Genomic DNA, 21443 nt, shown 5'->3' with positions numbered 1-21443 from the left:
AGGGAGCAACACCATGGCAACACTTCTCTGGATCATCGCGGCAATCCTCGTTATTTCTGGCATTTTCGCACTCTTTCGCCGCCAGATCCTCTGGGGTATTGTTCTCATCGTCGTGGGACTGCTGGTTGGTCCAGGCGGTGTGAGCCTCTTCACTTAAGACCGCGGACCAGCATTGGTCCTGCGGGCGGTTGAACATCACGTTAAAGGCCACAACGTGTTGACAGCCGCCATCACCCAAAGCTTTACCGTCGACACCACACCAGCAACACGAAAATGATCACTGTCGCGCAGCCCGGATGCTACGGCAGAATGGAGCAGTGAACACAACGCCGAAGGCACCCCGACTGCCCCCTTTCGGGATACGCCGCAACCTGCTCCGACCGGATGGTGGCGAGCGAAGCGTGCGGGTCACGCACATTGAGCTGCTGTTCGACCTCATTTTCGTGTTTGCTCTCACCCAGTTATCGCGCTACCTCTACGAGAACCAGTCACCAACCGGTGCCCTTCAGTCCGCAGTGCTCGTGCTCGCTCTCTGGTGGGTTTGGGTTTACACAACATGGGTAACTAATTGGCTTGACCCGGCACGTCTTCCAGTGCGTGCCGCGGTCATCGGGCTCGCGCTCGTCGGACTCATCATGAGCGTCTCAATCTTTGAATCATTCGGCGATCGTGGTCTGACCTTCGCGATCGCGTACGTCGTGCTCCAGATCGGCCGCACAGTATTCATGATCGCCGCCGTAGCCCGCCATGATCGCGACCTGTCCCGCGATTTCGTCGGCGTCCTCCTTTGGCTTGCTGCGTCGGGTGTCTTTTGGATTCTCGGCGGACTCGTGTCGATCGAATTTCGCATCTGGTTCTGGCTCATCGCGCTCGGGATCGAATACCTGTCGGGAGCGGTGGGATTCAGGCTTCCCGGCCGAGGTTCGGCGCGGGTCGAAGACTGGAATATCTCCGGTCCGCACATCGCCCAACGCAGCGCCCTGTTCGTCATCATCGCGCTTGGGGAATCGTTTCTCGTTACCGGCTTTGCGTTCGTTGCCCAAGAGTCTTCCGTCGTCGGCGTCGCCTCTGTCCTGCTCGCATTCGTCAACGCGGTGACCCTGTGGTGGCTCTATTTCGACCACGCTGAGCGTGCAGGGGCAAAAGCGATCGCTCGTGCCGACAAGCCGGGTCGAATTGGGAGTCGCGCGTACACCTACACTCACGCCATTATTATTGCGGGGATTGTGCTCGGTTCGGTGGCAGACAAAGAGGTCCTCGGGCATCCGGATGACGCAATGAAAATCTCGACCGCAATCGTGATCGCCGGTGGACCATTGCTCTGCCTCGTCGGACTCACCGTGTTCCGCTGGATCGTTGTGCGCGAAATGCTCTTGTCGCACATCGTGGGCGCCGCGCTCATGGTCGTTACCTTCGCGGCATCCGCGGGGATGACGCCGTTCGTGCTCTTCGCCGTGATGACCGCGATTCTGGTGGCGACGGCGGCGTGGGAAACCATCACCCGCGTGCGCGCAGGGGGAGATGATGAGCAGGCAGGGTAGGGCCAGTTTTCGGTAACGGGTGCTGCTGCCGCACAACCGAAGTGGATGAGCACATTCGATACGGTCGATAGAAACCGTCACGACAAACCTCCGTGAGGGAAGGTGTTGCGTTGGCTACTCGATCGGCTCCCGGATGAAGGCACGTCTAGCCGTTGACGCGCGTGAGAGGGCCATCACCCACCGCGGCCAGCCCACCCCAGTCGAGTTTGAGACCATAATGGAAGACGCCGTCACACTGGCGGCAAAAGGAACCGAATCAACCAAACCTTCAGCAGTCCCCGCCGCTTAGCCTAGAATCAGTTTCCGCGCTTTCACAAACTGCGGTTCCTGATCAGGACTTTTTCAATCGAATGAAACCGCCACAACTTGTGGTTCGCAATTCTCAACTTTGCCTCGCGCAGGAGGGTGTGACTAGCCGATGAGATCAAGCCTCCGCCCGCGGTTCTTGCGGGGCTCATCTCTCAAGCACACGGTGCAGGCTCCGACGCTTCACACCGAGCGTCTCGTGTTGCGGCCCCACCGAATAGCCGACGCTGCACGCTGGTACGAGATCCAGTCGTCCCCCGACGTCCTGGCATATACGTCCTGGCCCGAACGAGATGCCGCTCAGTCGCGCATCCATCTAAAAGAACGCACAAGACACGTGGTGTTGAAACAGGCGAATGACTTTTTGGCGTTAGCCATTGAACATGATGGCCAACTCATCGGAGACGTTGGGCTTCATCTGCGCTCGATCGTCTCAACGAGTCGCACAGCTGAAATCAGCTGGATCCTGCACCCAGAGCACTACGGTCACGGGTTTGCCGCCGAGGCTACGTCGGCAATGATGAATTTTGCGTTCGAACAGGTGCAGATCCAGTTCCTAGTGGCGGTAATTGAAGCCCCCAACGCCGCGTCAATCGTTCTTGCCGAGCGTCTAGGGTTTCAGAAAATGGCACACGATGGCGACTCTTTAGGATTTGTTGCCGGCAATATTCGGTAGCCACACAGCTGCCGCAGACCCCACCCCATTATGGGTGGGTGCGCCGTGGTCTCTGTTGCAGATAGTGCTAGCTTGGTATCCACACCGTTGAAGGGAAACATCCATGGCAAAGAAGGTCTATTCTCCCGAGCAGCAGGTAGATCGACTGCGCACCTACAACGTCGTCGCAGGCATTCTGCACCTCCTGCAGGCCATTGGTTTCGCGGTTGTACTCACCACGCTCAGCACGCAAGTCATGTTTGCGGTGACGGCAGACTATTTGGCTGGCCCTCCCGGCGTACCGATCCCACCCGAGCGAGTGACGGTCTTTGAAATCAACATCGGTATCGGGGTTGTCGTATTCCTTGCGCTCAGCGCGCTCTTCCATTTCCTCATCTCGAGCCCACTATTTTTCGGCCGCTACAAGAATGGTCTGCTGCAGAGCCGCAACTACTTCCGCTGGACAGAGTACTCACTGAGCTCATCGATCATGATCTGGCTCATCCTGGCCATCAACGGCGTGACCGACATCGCCGCACTGTTCGCCGTGTTTGCCGTAAATGCTGCAATGATCCTCTTCGGGGCACTCCAAGAGAAGTACGAGCAGCCCGGATCAGGGGGGCTGCTGCCCTTCATCTTTGGCTCCATGGTAGGAATCGTGCCGTGGATCCTGATCCTCATCTACTTCTTGCGCCCCGGAAGCGAAAACGAGGTTGCTGCTCCCAGCTTCGTCGTCGGTATCGTCATTTCGCTGTTTGTGTTCTTCAACACCTTCGCGATCAACCAGTGGCTCCAGTACAAGCAGATCGGCAAGTGGAAGAGCTACCTGCAGGGCGAGCGCACCTACATCACGTTGAGCTTGGTCGCCAAGACAGCACTCGCCTGGCAAGTGTTCTCGGGTGCGATCATCCCCGCAATCGCCAGTTAAGCTTGAGCTGACACTACCGTTGAGCTTGAGCTGACACTACAGGCGAACGATTGCCTTGCCGACGTTGGCCCCATTCATCATGCCGGTGAAAGCATCGAAAGCGTTGTCGATGCCGTCAGTGATGGTTTCGTCGTACGCGATCTTGCCGTCACTGAGCCAGCCGCGCATTGCCTCAGCGAACTGGGGTGCGAGATGAAAGTAGCTTGGCATTGTGAACCCCTTGAGGGTGAGCCCACGGGTCACAATGTTTGAGCTGTTCTGGATGCCGGTGTCAGCCGTAGCGTTATAGAGCGAAATTGCGCCACAGATCGCTGCGCGACCGCCGTCATTGAACGCTCCAAGTGCCGCCGAGAGGTGTTCGCCACCGACGTTATCGAAGTAAACATCGATGCCATCGGGTGCCGCTTTTCTCAGCTGGCCAGCGACATCCCCATCACGGTAGTTGAATGCTGCGTCATAGCCGTACTTGCTGGTGAGCAGTTCAACCTTCTCGGCGGTGCCGGCACTGCCGACGACGCGGGATGCACCGAGGAGGCGTGCGATCTGACCGACCATGGTGCCGACGCCGCCAGCGGCGCCCGAAACGAAGACGGTGTCGCCGTGCTTGAGCTCGGCGATCTGGGTGAGGCCAGTCCAGGCCGTGATTCCTGTAATGCCAAGAACGCTGAGAAACAGCGAAGGGGAGACGCCCGGAACGTTTGGCAGTGCCGTGAACTGGTCGGCGGGGCCCTGTGAGATGTCGCGCCACCCCAGTTGATGCTGCACGAGCGTGCCAACCGACAGTGACTCAGCGTTCGACTCGATGACTTCACCGACTGCCGCACCACCCATCGTTTCGTTGAGTGCATACGGGGCAACGTACGAACGGCCCTCATTCATGCGCCCGCGCATGTAGGGATCAACCGAAAGGAACGTGTTGCGAACGCGCACTTCGCCCGTGGTGAGTTCTGGCAGCTCCACCTGAACAGGGGAGACGTTATCGCGCGTGGGCTCCCCGGTGGGACGAGCGATGAGTTGCCATTGGGTGCTGGTCGTGGTGCTCATGAAGACCTCCGTGATGCTAATGAAAAGTGGTGAAAGGCGCTAGCCTGCTGTCGCTACGACTTGTCGGCGACGATGCGCTCGGCAACGGCGACAGATGATGCAGGGTTCTGCCCGGTGTATAGCTCGCCGTCGACCACAACGTAGGGGGCGAAGGGCTCTGCGGCCTGGGAGTAGTCGGCACCAAGATCGACAAGACGAGTTTCTACAAGCCACTTGGCCTTATCGGCGAGTCCGCCAATGTGTTCCTCGCTGTTGGCAAAGCCGGTCATTTTGCGGCCTTTGAGAACCCACTCGCCATTCGACCTGTCATGAGCTGCCAGCAGCGCGGCCGGGGCGTGGCAGAGCACCCCGAGTGTGGTGTTCGACTTCACGGCCTCAACGATGAGCTGACCGGAGTCTTCGTCGACGGCGAGGTCTTCCATGGGGGCGTGTCCGCCAGGGTAGAAGATCACGTCGTAGTCACCGATGTTGACGGCATCCAACCGCAGCGGATGTTGCAACACCGAGTCGAGAGCGCTGATGCGTTGCTCAAATTCGTGGACACGTTCGGCCGAACCCGCACCCGCCTCGCTCAGGCTTGTGGGGTCGAACGTTGGCGCGCTTCCGCCGGGGCTCGCGAGCTGAATCTTCCAGCCGGCTTCGGTGAAGATGCGGTGCGGCTCAAGAAATTCTTCAGCCCAGACACCAGTGGGGTGCTGAGTGCCGTCGGCGAGAGTCCAGTGCGATGCTGCCGAAAGAACCATGAGTACGTTTGTCATTACAACTCCTAACCAAACCGATTGGCTCTTTACCAAACCAATTGGTTCGACACTATGTCGGCGTGTAGGCTAAGTCAAACCAACCGGTTCGATTTGGAGGTGTTTGGTGGTTTCAACAGAAACGCCGCGGGATCAGCTCCGTGGCCGGGAAACAAAACAGCGAGTTCTTGCGGCCGCCGCCGCCGAATTCGCTGAGTACGGCGTGGCCGGCGCGCGCATCAATCGCATCGCCCAGACAGCGAAAGCGAGCAAGGAGCGCATCTACGCTTGGTTTGGTGACAAGGACGCGCTCTTCGATCACGTGATGCAAACGGGCCTCGACCAACTTGCCCGTGCTGTGCCCATTGATGCCGACCTCGTCGAATACACGGTGCGACTGCACACCTACTTTGTGTCAGAAGAGGCTGCCCAGCGCGTCACCATGTGGGCGTGGCTGCACGATGTCGAAAAACTTGGCGCTTTTTCGCAAGCTCGGGTGGAGGGATACCGGCACAAGCTTGCCGTCATCCGTGATGCTCAAGAGCGCGGCATCGTGGATGCCACATGGAAACCAGAGGAACTGCTTGCCCTGCTGCTTGCTGTCGCCAGCAATTGGGAGCGAGCGCCGGCAGAACTGCGATCACTGGGATCCGCCGAGTTCGCCGAAGACGACGCTACGCGAGCCGAGTCAGTGCGTGCAGCAGCGCGGCGTCTTGTTGAGCCTCGGCGCTAAGCGAGCCAACCAACTACTCTGGTGGGCGACTTGTGCTCGACCGCACCACCAAGTCATAACCGAGGGGCGTGTTCTCGGGAATCTCAGGATGCTTACCGGGAACAAGCAAGTTCATCAGAATCTTCACGGCATGCGCACCCTGTTTTTCCGGGTACTGAGCCACTGTGGTGAGCCCAAAGAACTCCGAGAGCTCGTGGCCATCGATTCCAATGATAGAAATATCTCGCGGCACAACTAAACCCAGATCGCGTGCGGCAAGAATGCAGCCGATAGCCATCTCATCCGACGAAGCAAAGATGGCGGTGGGGCGTTCCAGCGGGCTGCCGAGCAACTGCTTTGCCGCGTGGTAGCCGCCCTCGATCGTAAAATCGGCGGTGGAAAAATACTCGGGACGTGGTGTGATTCCCGCATTGCGCAGGGCCATCTCGTAGCCGTGGCGCCGATTGGTGGGAATGTGGAACTCAAGGTCAAAGTCCTCGGACCCGCCGATGTGGGCAATGCGGGTATGCCCGAGTGCGAGCAGGTGACTGGTAGCGATGCTCGACACTGCGTCATCATCCAAGGTCAAAGTGCGCACGCCATCAATGGGGCCACCCACCCCAACCACTGGCTTGCCAAACGCGTGCAAACGCTCTACCTCGGTGCCGGAGAGCTTCAGCGAAACAGTAATGATCCCGTCGATGCGCTGTCGCTGCAAGAACACATCAAATACGCTCTCGCGTTCAGCCACACTCCCGGAAAGGTTATAGAGCGTCACGTCGTAGCCGTGTCGCATGAGCGCTTGCTGCGCACCTTCCACGACAGAGGTGAAAAACCAGCGCGTCAAATACGGCACCATCAGCCCCACATTTTTGGTGCGCCCTGAAGCCAAACTTGATGCGCTCGATGACACAACATAGTCAAGAGCAGTAGCGGCTTCTGTCACTTTTTGATGAGCAGCGGCAGACACGCGACCGTTGCCACTCAGAGCACGAGAAACGGTTGCGGTCGAGACGCCAGCACGACGAGCGACGTCTTCGATGCTCACCATCAGCTGCCCTTCATTGGTGGATGGGGAGATTCGCGTGGGGTTAGCCGCGAATACTCAATTGACAATTATAGCCATTGGTGTGTCTCACTGCTGGCCAGCGGAAGCAAGCGGGTAGGCGCGCAGCCATACGGTCGTGTCTGCTGGTAGCTGCTCATCGCTGAGGGGGCCACTCGACAGCAGCACCTCACCGGTAGGTAGCGGCACCGCATCATGTCCTGTGTTGGCGTACACCAGTACATCGCTGTTGCGCAGAGCAAGCACGGCGGCATGGGGGGTCTCCAACCATTCAAGTTCGCCCGTTGCCAGCTCATGAGCGCGTCGCAGTGCGAGGAGCTGGGTGTACATCGTCAGTGTTGAGTCGCTGACGTTGCGCTGGGCGTTACGAGCGAACGGCGCCCAATCCGCGGGTTGCGGCAACCATGACGCGCCAGAGGCACTGAAGCCGTAGGCGACAGACTCGGCCTCCCAAGGAATCGGCACGCGGCAGCCATCGCGCCCGTATCGTTCGCCATTGGTGCGGAACCAGGTCGGATCTTGCCGGGCGTTATCGGGTAGGGCGATCATCTCGGGTAGGCCCAGTTCTTCACCCTGATAAATGTAGGCACTTCCTGGCAGCGCGAGCATAAGTGCGGTGGCTGCTCGAGCTCGGCGCAGCCCCAGCTCTCGGTCGGGTAGCCCGGCGGAGTGCGGCCCGATGCCGTGGCCCTGTGGGCTCTCGGCGGTGAGGGCAAGCCGTGAAGCGTGCCGCACCACATCGTGGTTAGACAGCACCCACGTGCTGGGTGCATCGACCTCAGAGAAGGCACTGATTGAGGCGTCAATAACAGTGCGCAGGGCCCCGGCCGCCCACGGAGTCTCCAAGTACGCAAAATTGAAAGCCTGATGCATTTCGTCGGGGCGCACCCACTTCGCCGTGTCAGTGAGCGGGTCAACCCAGGCTTCGGCGGCCAAGATGCGCTCACCGTCGTAGCTGTTGAGAATTGTGCGCCACTGACGGTAAATCTCGTGAACGCCGTCCTGGCCCCAGAACGGTGCTCGGGATGCCGCGAGTTGGTCAGCTGTTGCCTCGCCGTCGGTAGGTTCAGTGGCCTCTATCGCACCGGCCCCGCCCATGCTGCCACCGGAGGAGGGAGGACTCCAGTCGGGCAGATCGTCGGCTTTGATCATCCCGTGGGCGACATCTACCCGGAAACCGTCAACACCGCGGTCGAGCCAGAAGCGCAGTACATTTTCGAACTGGTGTCGCACCCAGGGGTTGTTCCAGTCGAAATCGGGTTGGGAGCTGTCGAAGAGGTGCAGGTACCACTGGCCGGGGGTGCCGTCGGTGGTTTCGGTGCGTGTCCACGCTCGACCTCCGAAGACAGATTCCCAGTTATTGGGTGGGAGTTCTCCGTTGTCGCCGCGGCCGTCTCGGAACATGTAGCGGGCTCGTTCTTCGCTGCCCGGTGCTGCGAGAAGCGCTTCTTGGAACCACAGGTGCGCGCTGGACGAATGGTTGGGCACGAGATCGACGATGACGCGTAATCCGAGTTCGTGCGCACGCGCAGTCATTGAGTCGAAGTCGTCGAGTGTGCCGAAGAGCGGGTCGACGTCGCAGTAATCGGCAACGTCGTAGCCAGCATCGCGTTGTGGTGAGGTGTAGAACGGCGACAGCCAGACGGCGTCGATACCGAGCTCGGCGAGTTCGGGCAACCTGTCACGGATGCCGAGAAGATCCCCCATACCGTCGCCATTAGAGTCGGCGAACGACCTCGGGTAGATCTGATAAATCACGGCGGAACGCCACCATTGGCTGCTCGAGAGAACGCTTGTCATACTCGCCACAGTATCGCTTTCTTCCAGAATAGCTAAGCGCTTGCACATGCGTCGTTGCGATTCCTCCCCGAAAAGGTTGTTCATTTCGGCAAAGGGGGCATGCTGCGCCCTTGCCCCATGGAGCATATATGAAAGCGCTTGCAGTCTGCGACGGCTTCACTGATGAAAGGCAGCACCAACGAGGCTTAACGTGCCCCATTCGCTGGTGGTGCTGGTGACGGATGCCGCACCCCCGAACTTTGTTACAGCCCGGCGGAAATTACTCGGCCGCAACGTCAATCAGCACTTTGCCGACGGCTCCGCTCTCGACCAGGGCGTGAGCATCCGGTGTGTGTGCAAGATCGAAGCGGTGCAGGGGCAGACCGCTGTCTTCCCCGACGGCCAGCGCACCATCACCGAGTGCGACGTTGATGGCCTGAGCCGCCGACTGAATAGCATCGATGCCCACCGTGTACAGCAGCACGAACTGGTATCGAACGTTGAGGCTGAAGTTGCGGCGCACATCGAGTGTCATGAGGTCTCCGCCATTGTTGGCGTAGACGGCGATCGATCCACGATTGCGGATGACAGCGAGGTCAAGTTCAGCATTCTGGGCGGGGGCAACTTCGACGATGATGTCAACGCCGTCCGGCGCGATCTGTCGAATCTGGCTGACGATGTCGATGCCGGGGTCGGTGTAGGTGAGCACGTGCTGTGCGCCAGCGGCGGTCGCGAGCGCAGCCTTCACCGGTCCGCTGACGGTGGTGATGACGGTTGCTCCGGCCCAGCGGGCGAGTTGGATTGCTGCGTGCCCGACCGCGCCTGCTCCGCCAGCCACGAGCACGACTGTGTCGGCTAAGGCGGTCGGATGCAGTCGGTCTGGTCCGTCTTCGGCCACCGTCAACGCACGGTATGCCGTGATGGCTGGCACTCCCAGGCTTGCGCCTTGGTCGAAGCTGGCGTGAGCGGGCAGGGCGAAAACTCGCTCTGCGGGAAGCACCGCATGTTCTTGGCTTGTGCCGCCGCTTGCCCGTTGGTAGGCGGCGAGCGCCAGCCACACCCGGTCGCCGACGCTCACGTGCTGCACGCCAGTGCCGATCGCCTCGACGATACCGGCGCCGTCTTGGCCGGGCACAACATCATCGAATGGCAACGCCTGGCCGGGTGCGGCACCCCGGCGCGACTTCCAGTCGGTGGGGTTCACACCGCTCACCACGATCCGCACCCGCACCTCATCGGGCCCGGGTTCGAGCACCGGGCGATCAACGAGCTGAAGTACGGATGGGTCACCGGTCTCGCTGTAAACAATTGCTTTCATGTCAGAGGCAACGCGGGCGTGCAGCGGGATATTTCCCCTCATCATGAAAACAGTTATGGCGAGGGTTCCCTACGCCGCGATCGACTCCCGTGCCGCATCGAACGCCTTTACGCAACGCTGGATGTCGTCGCGGGAGTGCGCGGCCGACAGCTGCACGCGAATACGGGCTTTGCCGAGCGGCACGACAGGGAACGAGAACGCGATCACATAAACGCCATGCTGGAGCAGAGCATCCGCCATCGCAGCAGCCTCGTGCTCGTCGGCGAACATGACCGGAATGATCGGATGCTCGCCCGGCAGTAGCGTGAACCCGGCCTCAGCCATGCCGCTGCGGAACTGCTCCGCATTAGCCTTCAGCTTCGCCCGGCTCTCGGCCCCTTCGGCCACAAGGTTGAGCGCTTCGATCGAGCCTGCCACCACTGACGGGGCGACGGCGTTGGAGAACAGGTAGGGGCGGGCGCGTTGGCGCAGCAACTCCACGATTTCGGCGTGAGCGCTGATGTACCCACCGGAGGCTCCACCGAGTGCTTTGCCGAGGGTTCCCGAAATGATGTCCACTCGGTCGGAGACGCCGAAGTGCTCGGGGGTTCCCGCGCCGGTCGCACCGACGAAACCGACAGCGTGCGAGTCATCAACCATGACCATGGCATCGTACTGTTCGGCGAGGTCGCAGATCGTTTCGAGCGGTGCAAGATAGCCATCCATCGAGAAGACACCGTCGGTGACGATGAGGCGGCGTCGGGCATCCTTCGCGGCAATCAGCTGGGCCTCAAGGTCGGCCATGTCGCGGTTCTTGTAGCGGTAACGCGCTGCCTTCGAGAGGCGAATACCGTCGATGATCGACGCGTGATTAAGCTCGTCCGAGATCACCGCGTCCTCGGCACCCAACAGCACCTCAAAGAGGCCGCCGTTGGCGTCGAAACAGGAGGGGAACAGGATGGTCGCCTCCATACTCAGCAGCGCCGAAAGCCGGTTCTCTAACTCAACATGCTGACTTTGCGTTCCGCAAATAAAGCGCACACTCGCCATGCCGAAACCCCAATCGTCGAGCGCTTCTTTGGCTGCGGCGACAATACGCGGATGATCGGCAAGGCCCAAGTAGTTGTTGGCACAAAAGTTGAGGACGGGCTTGCCGCCCGACTCAATGTGCGCAGCTTGGGCAGTGTCGAGCTGGCGCTCTGTCTTATAGAGCCCCGCTGAGGTGATTTCGACGAGCGTTTCGACGAGTTGTTCGCGAACTTTTCCGTACATTCTGTTCTCCTAAAATCTTGTCTTTTCTAGCTAAAGCTGGGGTGGCCGCGAGAGGCCACTCTAGGACCAGTCGATGATGACTTTGCCGCTATTGCCGCGGCGGGCAGTCGCGAACGCTTCTTGCCACCGCTCAGCGGGGAAACGATCAGTGACGACGGCAGAGACATCCAAACCGGTGTGCACCATGGCATTCATGGCATACCAGGTCTCGAACATCTCGCGCCCGTAGATGCCTTTGATGGTGATCATGTGGGTCACAACGGTGGCCCAATTGATGCTGATCGGTTCGGCGGGGAGGCCGAGCATGGCGATGCGACCGCCCTGATTCATGTTGTCGATCATCTCGGGCAACGCGGTTGCGTGTCCGCTCATTTCGAGACCGATGTCGAAGCCTTCCTTCATACCGAGCTGTTCTTGCGCTTCGGCAATACGCACCTTTGAGACGTTGATCGCAAGGCTGACGCCCATGTCACGGGCGAGTTGCAGGCGTTCTTCGTTCACATCGGTCATCACGATGTGGCGGGCGCCAATGTGGCGGGCGACTTTCGCTGCCATGAGCCCGATGGGGCCGACGCCGGTAATGAGCACGTCTTCCCCAACCATGGGGAACGACAACGCGGTGTGCACGGCGTTGCCGAGGGGGTCGAAGATAGCGGCAAGCTCAGGGTCGATGCCGGGTGGATGCTGCCACACATTCTTTTCGGGAATCACCACATACTCGGCGAATGCCCCATCGCGATTCACGCCAATGCTGGAGGTGAACTTGCACAGGTGGCGCCGCCCGGCACGACAATTGCGGCAGTGACCACAAACCACGTGCCCTTCGCCCGAGACGAGGGCGCCGACCTGAACCGAGGTGACCCCTTCGCCGAGTTCGACGACGTGCCCGGAGAATTCGTGGCCCGGAATCAGGGGGGTGGTTATGGCTCCGGCGGCCCACGCATCCCATGATTCGATGTGGAGATCGGTGCCACAGATCCCTGTGCGAGCGACACGAATCTTGACCTCACCACGCCCGGGAGTCGGTTCTGGTCGTTCGGTCAAGATGAGGCCGGGTGCGGCCCCGTCTTTATAGAGGGCTTTCATCATTGATTCCTCTCACGCGCAAAGCCGCACCTCTGCACGCTTGTGGCATGCGTAACGTGCGATTTTCGCTGATGTGTTTCAGCAAGTCGGGAGGGGTTCCGCCCTTCCTCTGTGCTGCAAGCGTCACAGAAAGCATAGATCGAACGGATGTCGTGTGGGCACTGTTACCACTCGAATTCCCCTAGTCGTGCTGCACATGCTCCGCGGTGATGTTGGGGTCCGGGTCAATTCCTTGGGGGAGTGGATTCCTGCAGCACCCCAACACTGGCTTTCAGCAGGCTCGCTTGGGACATTGCGCTCAACACTTCGGTGCTCAGTAACGCTCGCTGGCGCGGGCTACGACGGTTTTACGGCGTGAGCGCCACGTGCCGGTGGTGCCGGGCTTTCGCTTCAGAAAGAGACGGACAGGTGCCGAGGGGGTGGGCGCGGTGATCTGTGATGAAATACTCACCGCTGGAGGACCTCTCGATCATTCCAGCGAACTCGCCGCCCACATTTCCGACCCAGAGACCGGCTTGAATACTTGTCCATGCCACTGTCGGGCGTTCGTGATCTGGCGAACCTTCGGTCGGTGGGGGCGTGGCTACCGTCATAGTTTTTTACTCCTTCGAGTGCACACTATTGAGGACCTCGGACACTGCGGCGGTGAATCCCACTGCCGCGCGGCGATGCTCCAACTTCAATTCAACCCTGCGACGGGCTGTCTGTCGAGACCTCATTAGTGCAGCGAGGATATCTTCAGTGTCGGGCGTCCGTGCAGGACAACGTGCATTCACCGTCACCGCGACCGTGGTGCAGCCCTCCCCGGCGCCCCTGTTCTGCACAGCCGCGACAAGTTATCATCGGAGTGAGTGGCTCGGAGCAGTGCTGATCGTTGCCGAACACTTGATGGTCTCGTCACTGCGGTGGCGGCACTGTCGGTAGCACCCGCTGGTTCACGGCCCGACGGTGCATCGATCGGCATCCCGTACTCTCCGTTACAGAAAGCTGCCATGACCTCGATCGATTCCATTCTGCGCGGATATTTGAGCGACAACGCTGCCGGTGCCTCACCCCAAATTTTGGATGCCGTTGTGGCGGCATCCGCGGGCCCGGCCGCCCCCTACGGCAACGATGCGCTTACGGCTCAGATGCGCGCCAAGATGGCGGCAGCGTTCGAGTGCGATCTCGACGTGTTTGCGGCCGGCACAGGGTCAGCGGCGAACGGCATCGGGCTGGCGGCACTGACACGCCCATGGGGAAGCATTCTGGCGCACGCGGATAGTCACATCAACAACGATGAGGCGGGGGCACCCGAATTCTTCACCGATGGGTCAAAGATTGTGTTGCTCGGCGGCGCGCACTCCAAGATTGACCCGGATGAGCTGCGTGCGGCCGTAAACGCAGGCCGCGGTGATGTGCACAGTGTGCAACCGTCAGTGCTCAGCATCACGCAGGTCACCGAGACGGGCAGTGTTTACACGATCAACGAGTTGCGCGAACTGACAACGATCGCCCGCGACGCAGGGCTCCGCATCCACATGGACGGTGCCCGCTTCACGAATGCGCTGGTCGCACTCGATGTAAGCCCGGCCGAAATGACGTGGAAACTGGGCGTCGACATACTCTCCTTCGGGGCCACCAAGAATGGTGCCCTCACCGCGGACGCCATTGTCAGCTTCGATCCGACCCTGGCGACGGAGTTGTCGTTCCGGCACAAGCGCGGCGGCCAGCTGACCTCCAAGATGCGGTTTCAGACCGCTCAACTTGACGCGTACCTTACTGACGACCTGTGGCTCGAGAATGCACGCCAGGCGAACGCGATGGCGGCGCGCTTGCGAGCGGGAATTGTGGATGTCGCCGGCGTGACCGTGACCAACGAGCCCGGCAGCAATATCCTCTTCGCCATTTTTCCTGATGAGCTCTCAGATGCACTCCACGATCGCGGCTTCGGTTTCTACACCGACCGGTGGGGCCCTGGCATCGTGCGCATCGTTGTGTCGTTCGTGCACCAGGCGGTCGACATTGATGAGTTTGTGGCTGCCATTCGCGAGCTCGCTTAGCGAAGCTAGCCGACTGCCCGCGTAACCAACTTGGTCACTTGCACTTCCGCTTAGAACTCGGGGCTGGTCAGCCTTCTGACGGTTGGGCGGCCTCAACTTCGGGCGGATACCACACCCGCACGCCGTCGACTTTTGCGAACCGTGTGAGGGTGTGGGGTTTCGTTGATGTCGCGTACGAGCAGCGCATCTCCGATAAGCGATCGGTGACAGCGCCACGGAACGGCTTCAGCACACATAATTGCCACAGGGCCCTCCTCGGCTACCGCCAGAAGCTGACCAAGACCGTCAACAAATTCCTTGGTCTGCGTATAGTCGGCGTAGCTGCGAAAGCTCCTGTTCCGCCACGCGCCATTGATCGACTCCTGCACCGCAAGAGTGTGCCGCAACCCGCCCAGCGCGGCAATCCGTTCGCAGCGGATGCTCGCCTCGATGAGGCTGAGCGAGAGTGCCTGTTCCCCGAACTGTGGGTTGTGCCGCGAGCCAGGCACTGTGCGAACATCAACCACTCGATCGACGCCGTTTGCTCGCAGCATCCGAATGAATTCTTCGATTGGATGCGTGGAATGACCGATCGTGAAGATGGGTTGAGTTCGCACAGCGCGGCCTCGCCTAGGCTTCTGCTCTAGCGGCCTAGCTCATCTTCGGCGCGGGGAACCTCTCCACGCCACTTGCCCGATTCGAATCCGTTCGACTCAATGAGGCGCTTGAACTCTGCAAGGTCTTTGCTGATTTGCAGGTCATCGATCTGCAAAATTTCGCCCGCTTTTTCGACGAACCCTTCGGGTTCCCAGTCCACCTGAAGGGTGATTTTTGTGGAGTCGTCACTGATGCGGTAGAAGGTCACGACACCGGCGTGAACCTTGCCTCCCGTGCTATTCCACGCAATTCGCTCGTCTGGGTGCTGTTCAACGATCTCGGCATCAAACTCGCGCTCAACCCCGCCGACCGATACTTCCCAGTGAAGTTTGCGATCGTCTAGCTGGGTGATGGACTTCACTCCCGACATGAATGCCGGGAAGTCTTCAAACTGCGTCCACTGGTTGTAGGCGACGCTAATTGGAACATCAACCTGAATGTCTTTGGTTACGCTTCCCACGAAGTTCCTCCTGTGTGATCGAAATAGTTGTCCTCACAAGATAAAAAGCGAACCCTATAGAATCCTGAGTAAGTTCAGCCACCACTCAGACGGCACCTCGCAAAGCCGCCGGGGCAATCCCGGGCGTACGTTCAGCTCACGAAATTGTCGCGTCCGCGCTCAATGCCGTGGATGGGTTTGTTCGTGCTGGGAAGCACACGCTCGTCCGGTGCCTGCCAGAAAGGGGGTGTATCCGTTATTTGGTACAGCAACCACACTGTACCAAGACACTAATACAGGGGGAGAAATGACGTTAGATAACGGGATCATCGTGATTGTGGTCGTGCTGGGGGTGGCGATGGCCATTGCGCTCGCGCGAGTATCGCAAGCGTCGAACCCCACTAGAGCGCTCCCCACAGAGTCGGCTGGAGCCATCGACGAGGCGCTGTCCCCATTTTCTCGTAGTGATCGTCGAGCCAGGAGTGCGGTGGTCGCTCTCAGCGCGGGGTTCGTGTTGGCGGCATTCGTCTGGCTCGCTGCGGCCATGCCGAGCCTGAACCCGCTGCCCGTGATCGTCGGCCCAGGCTTCGCCGCGGCTGCTGCGTTTCTTGCCGCAGTTACTGTGCTTGCGGCGCTGACGATTCTTCTTCACATCGTGTGGGTGCTTGTGCCACTCCTGTATCAAGCTCGTCCGGAGGAAGTCGCTGTCAACGCGCAGTTTGCCGCTGTGATCGCTGTCACGGTACTCATGCTCACGTCCTGCAGCTTCTTGGCACTTCGAGCTTTCGCGTATCGGGCGGCACCTCCAGAGACGGATCAGTTTGCGCTCGACATTGCGGTTCGAAGTGTCGCCGCGCGGATTGTCACCTCCATCACCAGCGCGTTGCTATTTGCGTATCTCGGATTCTCGATCTGGATGCTCGGCAGCACGCTTTCGATGTTTGCGTCGATCACGCTGGGCGCAGCTTCATCGTCATCGCTGCCCACGATCATGGGCGTGATGACACAGGTGCTTACCGCCGTGTTGGTGATGAGCGCGATCGTTGAGTTGACCCTCAGCGCAGTGCTCGCAAGCTCCTTGCTCCGTCACAACACACGAAGAACCCTTGCCCCTTCTGCGCGGTCGACCACATGATCACCATCGACCAGTCGCTAGCGACCCCGGTTTTTGAGCAAATCAGGGGGCAGATTGCGCAAGCTATCCGCAGTGGAGGATTGGATGCCGGAGCGAGACTTCCCTCTATTCGTCAGCTTGCGGCTGACCTTCGAGTTGCACCGGGAACGGTGGCGCGAGCCTTCACCGAGCTAGAGATAGCGGGTCTCATCAGCAGTGATCGGCGTGGTGCACGTGTCGAAGAAACGGATGTCGCGAGTGATGACCTTCGTGCTGCAGCAGCACGGTTCATCGGTATTGCACGCAGCGCAGCCATCCCTCTCGAGGACGCGCTCAGCATGATCAGCGCTGGCTGGGCAGGCGTCCACGAGCGCGGGTAGTCGGCGCGTGGCAGAAAGCTGCGGACCGTCAGAGATCAGAGGCATCGCGACCACTTCGGGTACAGCTAGGCGCGGAGTGACCTGCTGCATCACCCCGAGCGCGGCTACGGCAGTGTCACGTATAGACATCATTCTCCCACCGCGCCTTCTTCGGACACGACCGATAGTACGTCAGGCGGGCCCGCACGCCTGAGTGCGTCCGCCCTAGGCGTCTAGTGTGACCGCGCGCACGGGCGCACCATCGGCGTCGATCTTCAGTGGGAAGAAGCCGACCCGAAGCCGCTGCGGTAATCCGTTCAGCCCGGTGATGTTTTCGACGATGAGTCCGTCGCTGCCGAGCACTACCTCGTGAACAGGGAAGTCTGTCGAATCCTCGCCGGTGGGGTCGGGGCTGAGAGTGTCGACGGCCAACAACCGCATTCCTCTCCTCATCAACTCATCGGCAGCATCGGGAGTAAGCGCGGGATGGGCCAGCGCGTCCTCGGTGCCGAAGTGTTGGGCCCATCCGGTATCGATGATCACGATGGCAGGCACGACGCTGGGAAGTTCACCCAGCGCCGCACTGATCTCTTCCATTCCGTAATGTGCGTGTGGCGCCAGCGCGGGGAGATGAACGAGAAGTGCGTCGCCAACAAGCTCCTCGAGGGTGATCGAGCCCGTCGTGCGCCCGCCGACGACAGTATGTGACGGGGCATCGAGATGCGTGCCGGTGTGGGAGCCGAGTTGGAGCAGACTCACGTCGACTCCATCCTCGGTCACCGCAAGAGCGCTCGCGATCGAGACTGTCGGGTCACCGGGGTAGACCTGCATCCCGCTGACGATCGGGTGGCTCAGCTCCCGCATCCTGCACCTACTTCTCTTAATAGTTGGGTCCTCGGCTGCTATGCAGTGTGAACTGGGGCAGCATCCTTGTCAGCATTCTCTGCCAAATGCTGGCTCGGCACACCCTCGTGACGGTTTCGCTCCGGAAGCATCACGGCAAGGTAGAGCACAAAGGTGAGAACGAACGCCGGAATAGTTGCTCCGATGGGCAGTGGCCACACATACGCCCACACGTAAGACATGCTGGCACCGATGACCCAGATGATGACGGCAAACCAGTTGACCCCGGCCGTGTACCAGTAGCGCCCCCCACGGGCCTCAAGGATGTCCTTTGTGTAGGCGCGGCGCTTCACGATGTAGTAGTCGACAATCATGATGGCGAACACGGGAACGAAGAACGCGCCGATGACGACCAAGAAATCGGTGAACTGGTTGAGCAGTTGCAACCAGGTTGCTCCGATGATTGAGATTGCTCCAAGCACGAGTGCGGTCGGCAGGAACTGCAGTCTGCTGCCCACCTTCGCGTTGACCACGGAGGTCACCATTCCGTAGACGACCATGGTGTTTGTGGCCATGACGGAAAGGAAAATGACAATTGCCAGTGGTGCTCCGAAGGCCGCCACAATCGTTGTGGGGTCGAACGCGGCAGCCTCATCGCCGGAGAGCAGCACATAGACAAACGCTGTCAGACCGAGCGTCATCGCGGTAATGGTGGAGACGGTGTAGCCAATTCCGGAACCGATCACACCCGCTTTAGTGGTGCGCGCGAAGCGGTTGAAGTCAGCGGAGAGCACCGTCCACGAAACGGCGGTGGCGATCACAATGTCAAGAACAATGATCGGAGTGAACCCGAGGTCGGGGTCGGGAGTGACCGACTGGAAGTCACCGAGGTCGAATGCGGTGAACGCCGTCACGAACACCCACGCGATGATCGCGAGGATGAGTACGGCGAGCCACGGCTCGATCTTCGAGATGCCTTCATGGCCGAGAATCGCCAGAATCACGACGATGGTTTGGCATAGCACCGAGAACAGAATCGGATTCGAGTATCCGGTTGCACTGTTGACGAGGAAGTTGACGGTCACGCCGGCGAGCATCGCCTGAACCCAACTCCATCCCATGAGCACGATTACGTTGGCGGCGACGGGCAGGAGACTGCCTCGTGTTCCAAACGCGCCGCGGGTGATTGCCATCGTGGGCAGCCCGGTGCGGGTTCCGATTGCCCCAATAGCGGTGAGCACGACCGCACCACCGAGAGTTCCGAGAACGATCATCAGGAATGCGGTGGCGAAATCAACACCGGGAACAAATAGCGTTCCCGTGAGAAGGGTGGTCACCACTAGGTTGGCGGCGAGCCAGATCATGCCGATTCGTGCGAGCGAATACGTGCCCTTTACGGGTTTTCCCCCATCGGATTGGGCTTGGGTGTGGCTGTTAAGCCGGGAATAGAGCGACATTGCTTCAGTCTCCTCGGTAGGGGTAGGGGTAGGGGTTGGTTAGCTGGTGGATTCGGGCTGGGGTGAAAGGTGCTCGTGCACGGCCAGAAGCCGGTCGTCGTCGACGCGGAATACGACGGTTTCGCGCTCGCGGTAGGAGTCTTCGCCATCTCCGGTGTCGACGTGCGTGAAGACGTCGTGGCTAAACACTGCGCCGCCGGGGAAGGGCTGAACCGAAGGGTTCGATGACTCGCATTCACGAACGCGCCACCCGCTGTCGATCCAGCTAGCCCACAGGCTCTCGTACTCTTCCCGATTGCAGAGGCGGCTCTGTTCGGTGTGGAAAATGAACGTCGCCTCTGGTGCGAAGCCCTCAAAGTAGCGGTCGCCGTCAGTGGACGCAAAGGCGTCAACGATGGCGGATGCTGCGCCCAGCACTTCATCCTCGGTAGGTGTTCTGCTGCTCATCTTCTCCTCTAGCTCTCTGCTGCGGCGGTTGTTTGATGGGTCTCGCGCGGAGCCATTGCGCTAATTAGTTCGTAGGCAACGTGACTGGCCGCGATCGCCGTCAGTTGGGCGTGATCGTAGGCGGGGGCTATTTCTACGACATCCGCACCGACAATGTTCCTGTCTGAAAGAGCGCGGATCATGCGCAGAAGTTCACGGCTCGTGAGTCCGCCGGCTTCAGGGGTGCCAGTTCCGGGTGCGTGTGCTGGATCGAGCACGTCAATGTCAATAGAGATGTAGAGCGGTTTGTCACCGATACGGGTGCGAATGCGGTCGATCGCCGCGGCGACACCCCTCTCTTCTACGTCTTCGCTCGTCACGACCGCGAAGCCGAGCCTCGTGTCGTCGGTGAGGTCGTCGGCGCTGTACAAGGGGCCACGAGTTCCCACGTGCATGCTTGCCGTGAGGTCGATCAGCCCTTCCTCGGAGGCGCGACGGAATGGGGTGCCGTGGGTTACTGGGGCACCGAAGTAGGTGTCCCAGGTGTCGAGATGGGCGTCGAAGTGCAGCACTGCTACGGGTCCGTGCTTCTGGGCGACAGCACGAAGTAGGGGCAGCGCGATTGTGTGGTCGCCACCAATGGTGACGATCTTGTCTGCGCGGGTTGCCAGCTCGAGGGCGGCAGCTTCGATTTCGCGCACTGCATCGTCAATGCTGAAAGGGTTCGCGGCGATATCTCCTGCATCAGCAACCTGCTGAACAGCGAATGGCGAGATGTCTTGAGCCGGGTTGTAGGGCCTCAGCAACCGGGAAGCTTCCCGCACGTGGGCGGGGCCGAAGCGCGCGCCGGGACGGTAACTCACTCCACTGTCGAAGGGCACACCGACCACCGCGATGTCTACTCGATCGACATCCTCAATGCGCGGGAGACGAGCGAAGGTTGCGATTCCGGCAAAGCGAGGGACAATACTTGCATCGACCGGACCCACAATATGTTTCGTCATAGTAAACTTTCGATAATCAACAGTAAACGTGAACTTACAGTAAACCCGTCGATCGTCTTCGTCAACCCCGAACCAGTGAAGGACAACCATGAGACCGGTGTCGCCGTCACCCAGCATTGAAGCGCTCGCCATTGGAGCCCGCATCCGTGGCGCCCGCAAAGCTCAGGGCCTCACGCTCGAGCAGGTTGCCACAACAGCCGGGTTCACGAAAGGATTTCTGAGTCGGCTCGAACGGGACGAAACTTCACCCAGTGTCGCGACCCTGGTGCAGCTGTGTCAGGTGCTCTCCATTGAGATTGGATCGCTTTTTGCTGAACCTGAGGCGGTCAAGATTTCGTTGGATGATGCGCCGCACATCAATCTGGGCGGACGCGGCGTGGACGAACGACTCATCTCGCCGCGCAATGAATCACGGGTTCAGGTCATCCGGTCACGAATGGATCCTGAAGCAAACGGCGGCGACGCTTTTTACACGATCAGTTGCGAAGTTGAAATGCTTCATGTGCTTGCCGGTGCACTCATCCTGCGATTCGTTGATCGCGAGATTCCACTCAGGGCCGGCGACTCGCTCACGTTCCCGGGACGAGAACCCCACAACTGGGTTGCCGACCCCGACAGCGGTGCAGAAGTGATCTGGACGATCGTTCCCGCGTCGTGGCGCGGAGAGTAAATGGCGGCTCTGGTCGTTACGCGGAGCGCC

The 21443-nt window shown here is 60.0% G+C and carries 22 protein-coding genes; 9 read left to right on the top strand and 13 right to left on the bottom strand.

From position 1 onward, the window contains the following. The first annotated feature begins 13 nt into the window (after positions 1–13). The 4 genes from FB472_RS13965 (at position 14) to heR (ending at position 3430) form a co-directional block, all read left to right on the top strand. On the top strand, positions 14–157 hold the full coding sequence (locus FB472_RS13965; RefSeq protein ID WP_021808409.1) for a GPGG-motif small membrane protein: 144 nt from the start codon (positions 14–16) through the stop codon (positions 155–157). Positions 158–317: 160 nt separating this feature from the next. After that, positions 318–1541 (top strand): low temperature requirement protein A, encoded by a 1224-nt coding sequence (locus FB472_RS05000; RefSeq protein WP_170192016.1) that lies wholly within the window; start codon positions 318–320, stop codon positions 1539–1541. Between the two features lie 418 nt (positions 1542–1959). Then, the gene (locus FB472_RS04995; protein WP_141989907.1) at positions 1960–2523 is read left to right on the top strand and encodes a GNAT family N-acetyltransferase; all 564 of its coding nucleotides are present in this window, start codon (positions 1960–1962) and stop codon (positions 2521–2523) included. A gap of 103 nt (positions 2524–2626) precedes the next feature. Continuing rightward, positions 2627–3430: a heliorhodopsin HeR gene (heR, locus tag FB472_RS04990; protein ID WP_141989905.1), complete on the top strand. Its 804-nt coding sequence runs from the start codon at positions 2627–2629 to the stop codon at positions 3428–3430. Positions 3431–3466: 36 nt separating this feature from the next. Here the strand turns inward: heR and FB472_RS04985 are convergent, their stop codons facing one another. Further along, positions 3467–4474, bottom strand: coding sequence for an NADP-dependent oxidoreductase (locus FB472_RS04985; protein ID WP_141989904.1), 1008 nt, complete (start codon positions 4472–4474; stop codon positions 3467–3469). A gap of 53 nt (positions 4475–4527) precedes the next feature. After that, positions 4528–5232, bottom strand: a complete 705-nt coding sequence (locus tag FB472_RS04980; protein WP_141989903.1) for a type 1 glutamine amidotransferase domain-containing protein — start codon at positions 5230–5232, stop codon at positions 4528–4530. Positions 5233–5338: 106 nt separating this feature from the next. Here FB472_RS04980 and FB472_RS04975 point away from each other — a divergent pair, with 106 nt between their 5' ends. Continuing rightward, positions 5339–5944 carry a TetR/AcrR family transcriptional regulator gene (locus FB472_RS04975; RefSeq protein WP_141989902.1) on the top strand — a complete coding sequence of 202 codons (606 nt, stop codon included), beginning with the start codon at positions 5339–5341 and terminating at the stop codon, positions 5942–5944. 13 nt (positions 5945–5957) lie between these two features. On the opposite strand, the gene FB472_RS04970 is transcribed toward FB472_RS04975, so the two are convergent. The 5 genes from FB472_RS04970 to tdh all read right to left on the bottom strand — a co-directional run bounded on the left by FB472_RS04970 (position 5958) and on the right by tdh (position 12423). Next, positions 5958–6974, bottom strand: coding sequence for a LacI family DNA-binding transcriptional regulator (locus tag FB472_RS04970; RefSeq protein ID WP_141989901.1), 1017 nt, complete (start codon positions 6972–6974; stop codon positions 5958–5960). Positions 6975–7058: 84 nt separating this feature from the next. Beyond that, positions 7059–8789 carry a glycoside hydrolase family 13 protein gene (locus FB472_RS04965; protein ID WP_141989900.1) on the bottom strand — a complete coding sequence of 577 codons (1731 nt, stop codon included), beginning with the start codon at positions 8787–8789 and terminating at the stop codon, positions 7059–7061. Positions 8790–9048: 259 nt separating this feature from the next. Then, entirely contained in the window at positions 9049–10086 is a 1038-nt protein-coding gene (locus tag FB472_RS04960) for an NADPH:quinone reductase (protein WP_141991471.1), read from the bottom strand. A 69-nt stretch (positions 10087–10155) separates the two neighbouring features. Further along, complete coding sequence (locus tag FB472_RS04955) at positions 10156–11337, bottom strand: glycine C-acetyltransferase (protein ID WP_141989899.1); 1182 nt, start codon at positions 11335–11337, stop codon at positions 10156–10158. 60 nt (positions 11338–11397) lie between these two features. Next, positions 11398–12423: an L-threonine 3-dehydrogenase gene (tdh, locus tag FB472_RS04950; protein WP_141991470.1), complete on the bottom strand. Its 1026-nt coding sequence runs from the start codon at positions 12421–12423 to the stop codon at positions 11398–11400. Between the two features lie 851 nt (positions 12424–13274). On the opposite strand from tdh, the gene FB472_RS04940 reads away from it, so the two are divergent. Further along, on the top strand, positions 13275–14465 hold the full coding sequence (locus FB472_RS04940; RefSeq protein WP_246078088.1) for a threonine aldolase family protein: 1191 nt from the start codon (positions 13275–13277) through the stop codon (positions 14463–14465). Between the two features lie 92 nt (positions 14466–14557). Here FB472_RS04940 and FB472_RS04935 read toward each other — a convergent pair whose 3' ends face one another. Both FB472_RS04935 and FB472_RS04930 read right to left on the bottom strand, forming a co-directional pair. Further along, positions 14558–15061, bottom strand: a complete 504-nt coding sequence (locus tag FB472_RS04935) for a DUF488 domain-containing protein (RefSeq protein WP_246078087.1) — start codon at positions 15059–15061, stop codon at positions 14558–14560. 26 nt (positions 15062–15087) lie between these two features. Next, a complete protein-coding gene (locus FB472_RS04930; RefSeq protein WP_141989897.1) occupies positions 15088–15561 on the bottom strand; it encodes an SRPBCC family protein in 474 nt (157 codons plus the stop codon). Between the two features lie 286 nt (positions 15562–15847). On the opposite strand from FB472_RS04930, the gene FB472_RS04925 reads away from it, so the two are divergent. Both FB472_RS04925 and FB472_RS04920 read left to right on the top strand, forming a co-directional pair. Beyond that, positions 15848–16675 (top strand): hypothetical protein, encoded by an 828-nt coding sequence (locus tag FB472_RS04925; RefSeq protein WP_141989896.1) that lies wholly within the window; start codon positions 15848–15850, stop codon positions 16673–16675. Continuing rightward, a complete protein-coding gene (locus FB472_RS04920; RefSeq protein WP_141989895.1) occupies positions 16672–17034 on the top strand; it encodes a GntR family transcriptional regulator in 363 nt (120 codons plus the stop codon). Before FB472_RS04925 ends, FB472_RS04920 begins: the two co-directional genes overlap by 4 nt. Before the next feature lie 204 nt (positions 17035–17238). Here the strand turns inward: FB472_RS04920 and FB472_RS04915 are convergent, their stop codons facing one another. Genes FB472_RS04915 through speB form a run of 4 tightly spaced genes read right to left on the bottom strand, consistent with a single transcriptional unit; the run spans position 17239 to position 20743 of the window. Beyond that, positions 17239–17877 (bottom strand): cyclase family protein, encoded by a 639-nt coding sequence (locus FB472_RS04915; protein ID WP_141989894.1) that lies wholly within the window; start codon positions 17875–17877, stop codon positions 17239–17241. Between the two features lie 38 nt (positions 17878–17915). Continuing rightward, complete coding sequence (locus tag FB472_RS04910; protein ID WP_141989893.1) at positions 17916–19313, bottom strand: purine-cytosine permease family protein; 1398 nt, start codon at positions 19311–19313, stop codon at positions 17916–17918. Positions 19314–19352: 39 nt separating this feature from the next. Continuing rightward, positions 19353–19760, bottom strand: coding sequence for a YybH family protein (locus FB472_RS04905; protein ID WP_141989892.1), 408 nt, complete (start codon positions 19758–19760; stop codon positions 19353–19355). A gap of 8 nt (positions 19761–19768) precedes the next feature. Continuing rightward, on the bottom strand, positions 19769–20743 hold the full coding sequence (speB, locus tag FB472_RS04900; protein ID WP_141989891.1) for an agmatinase: 975 nt from the start codon (positions 20741–20743) through the stop codon (positions 19769–19771). 88 nt (positions 20744–20831) lie between these two features. Between speB and FB472_RS04895 the strand changes: the two genes are divergently transcribed. Then, on the top strand, positions 20832–21413 hold the full coding sequence (locus FB472_RS04895) for a helix-turn-helix domain-containing protein (RefSeq protein ID WP_141989890.1): 582 nt from the start codon (positions 20832–20834) through the stop codon (positions 21411–21413). Positions 21414–21443: the final 30 nt, after the last annotated feature.

The sequence above is a fragment of the Rhodoglobus vestalii genome, assembly GCF_006788895.1.
Lineage (GTDB): Bacteria > Actinomycetota > Actinomycetes > Actinomycetales > Microbacteriaceae > Rhodoglobus > Rhodoglobus vestalii.
Note: the sequence above shows the minus strand (reverse complement) of the source record. Positions and strands in the feature narration are given on the sequence as shown.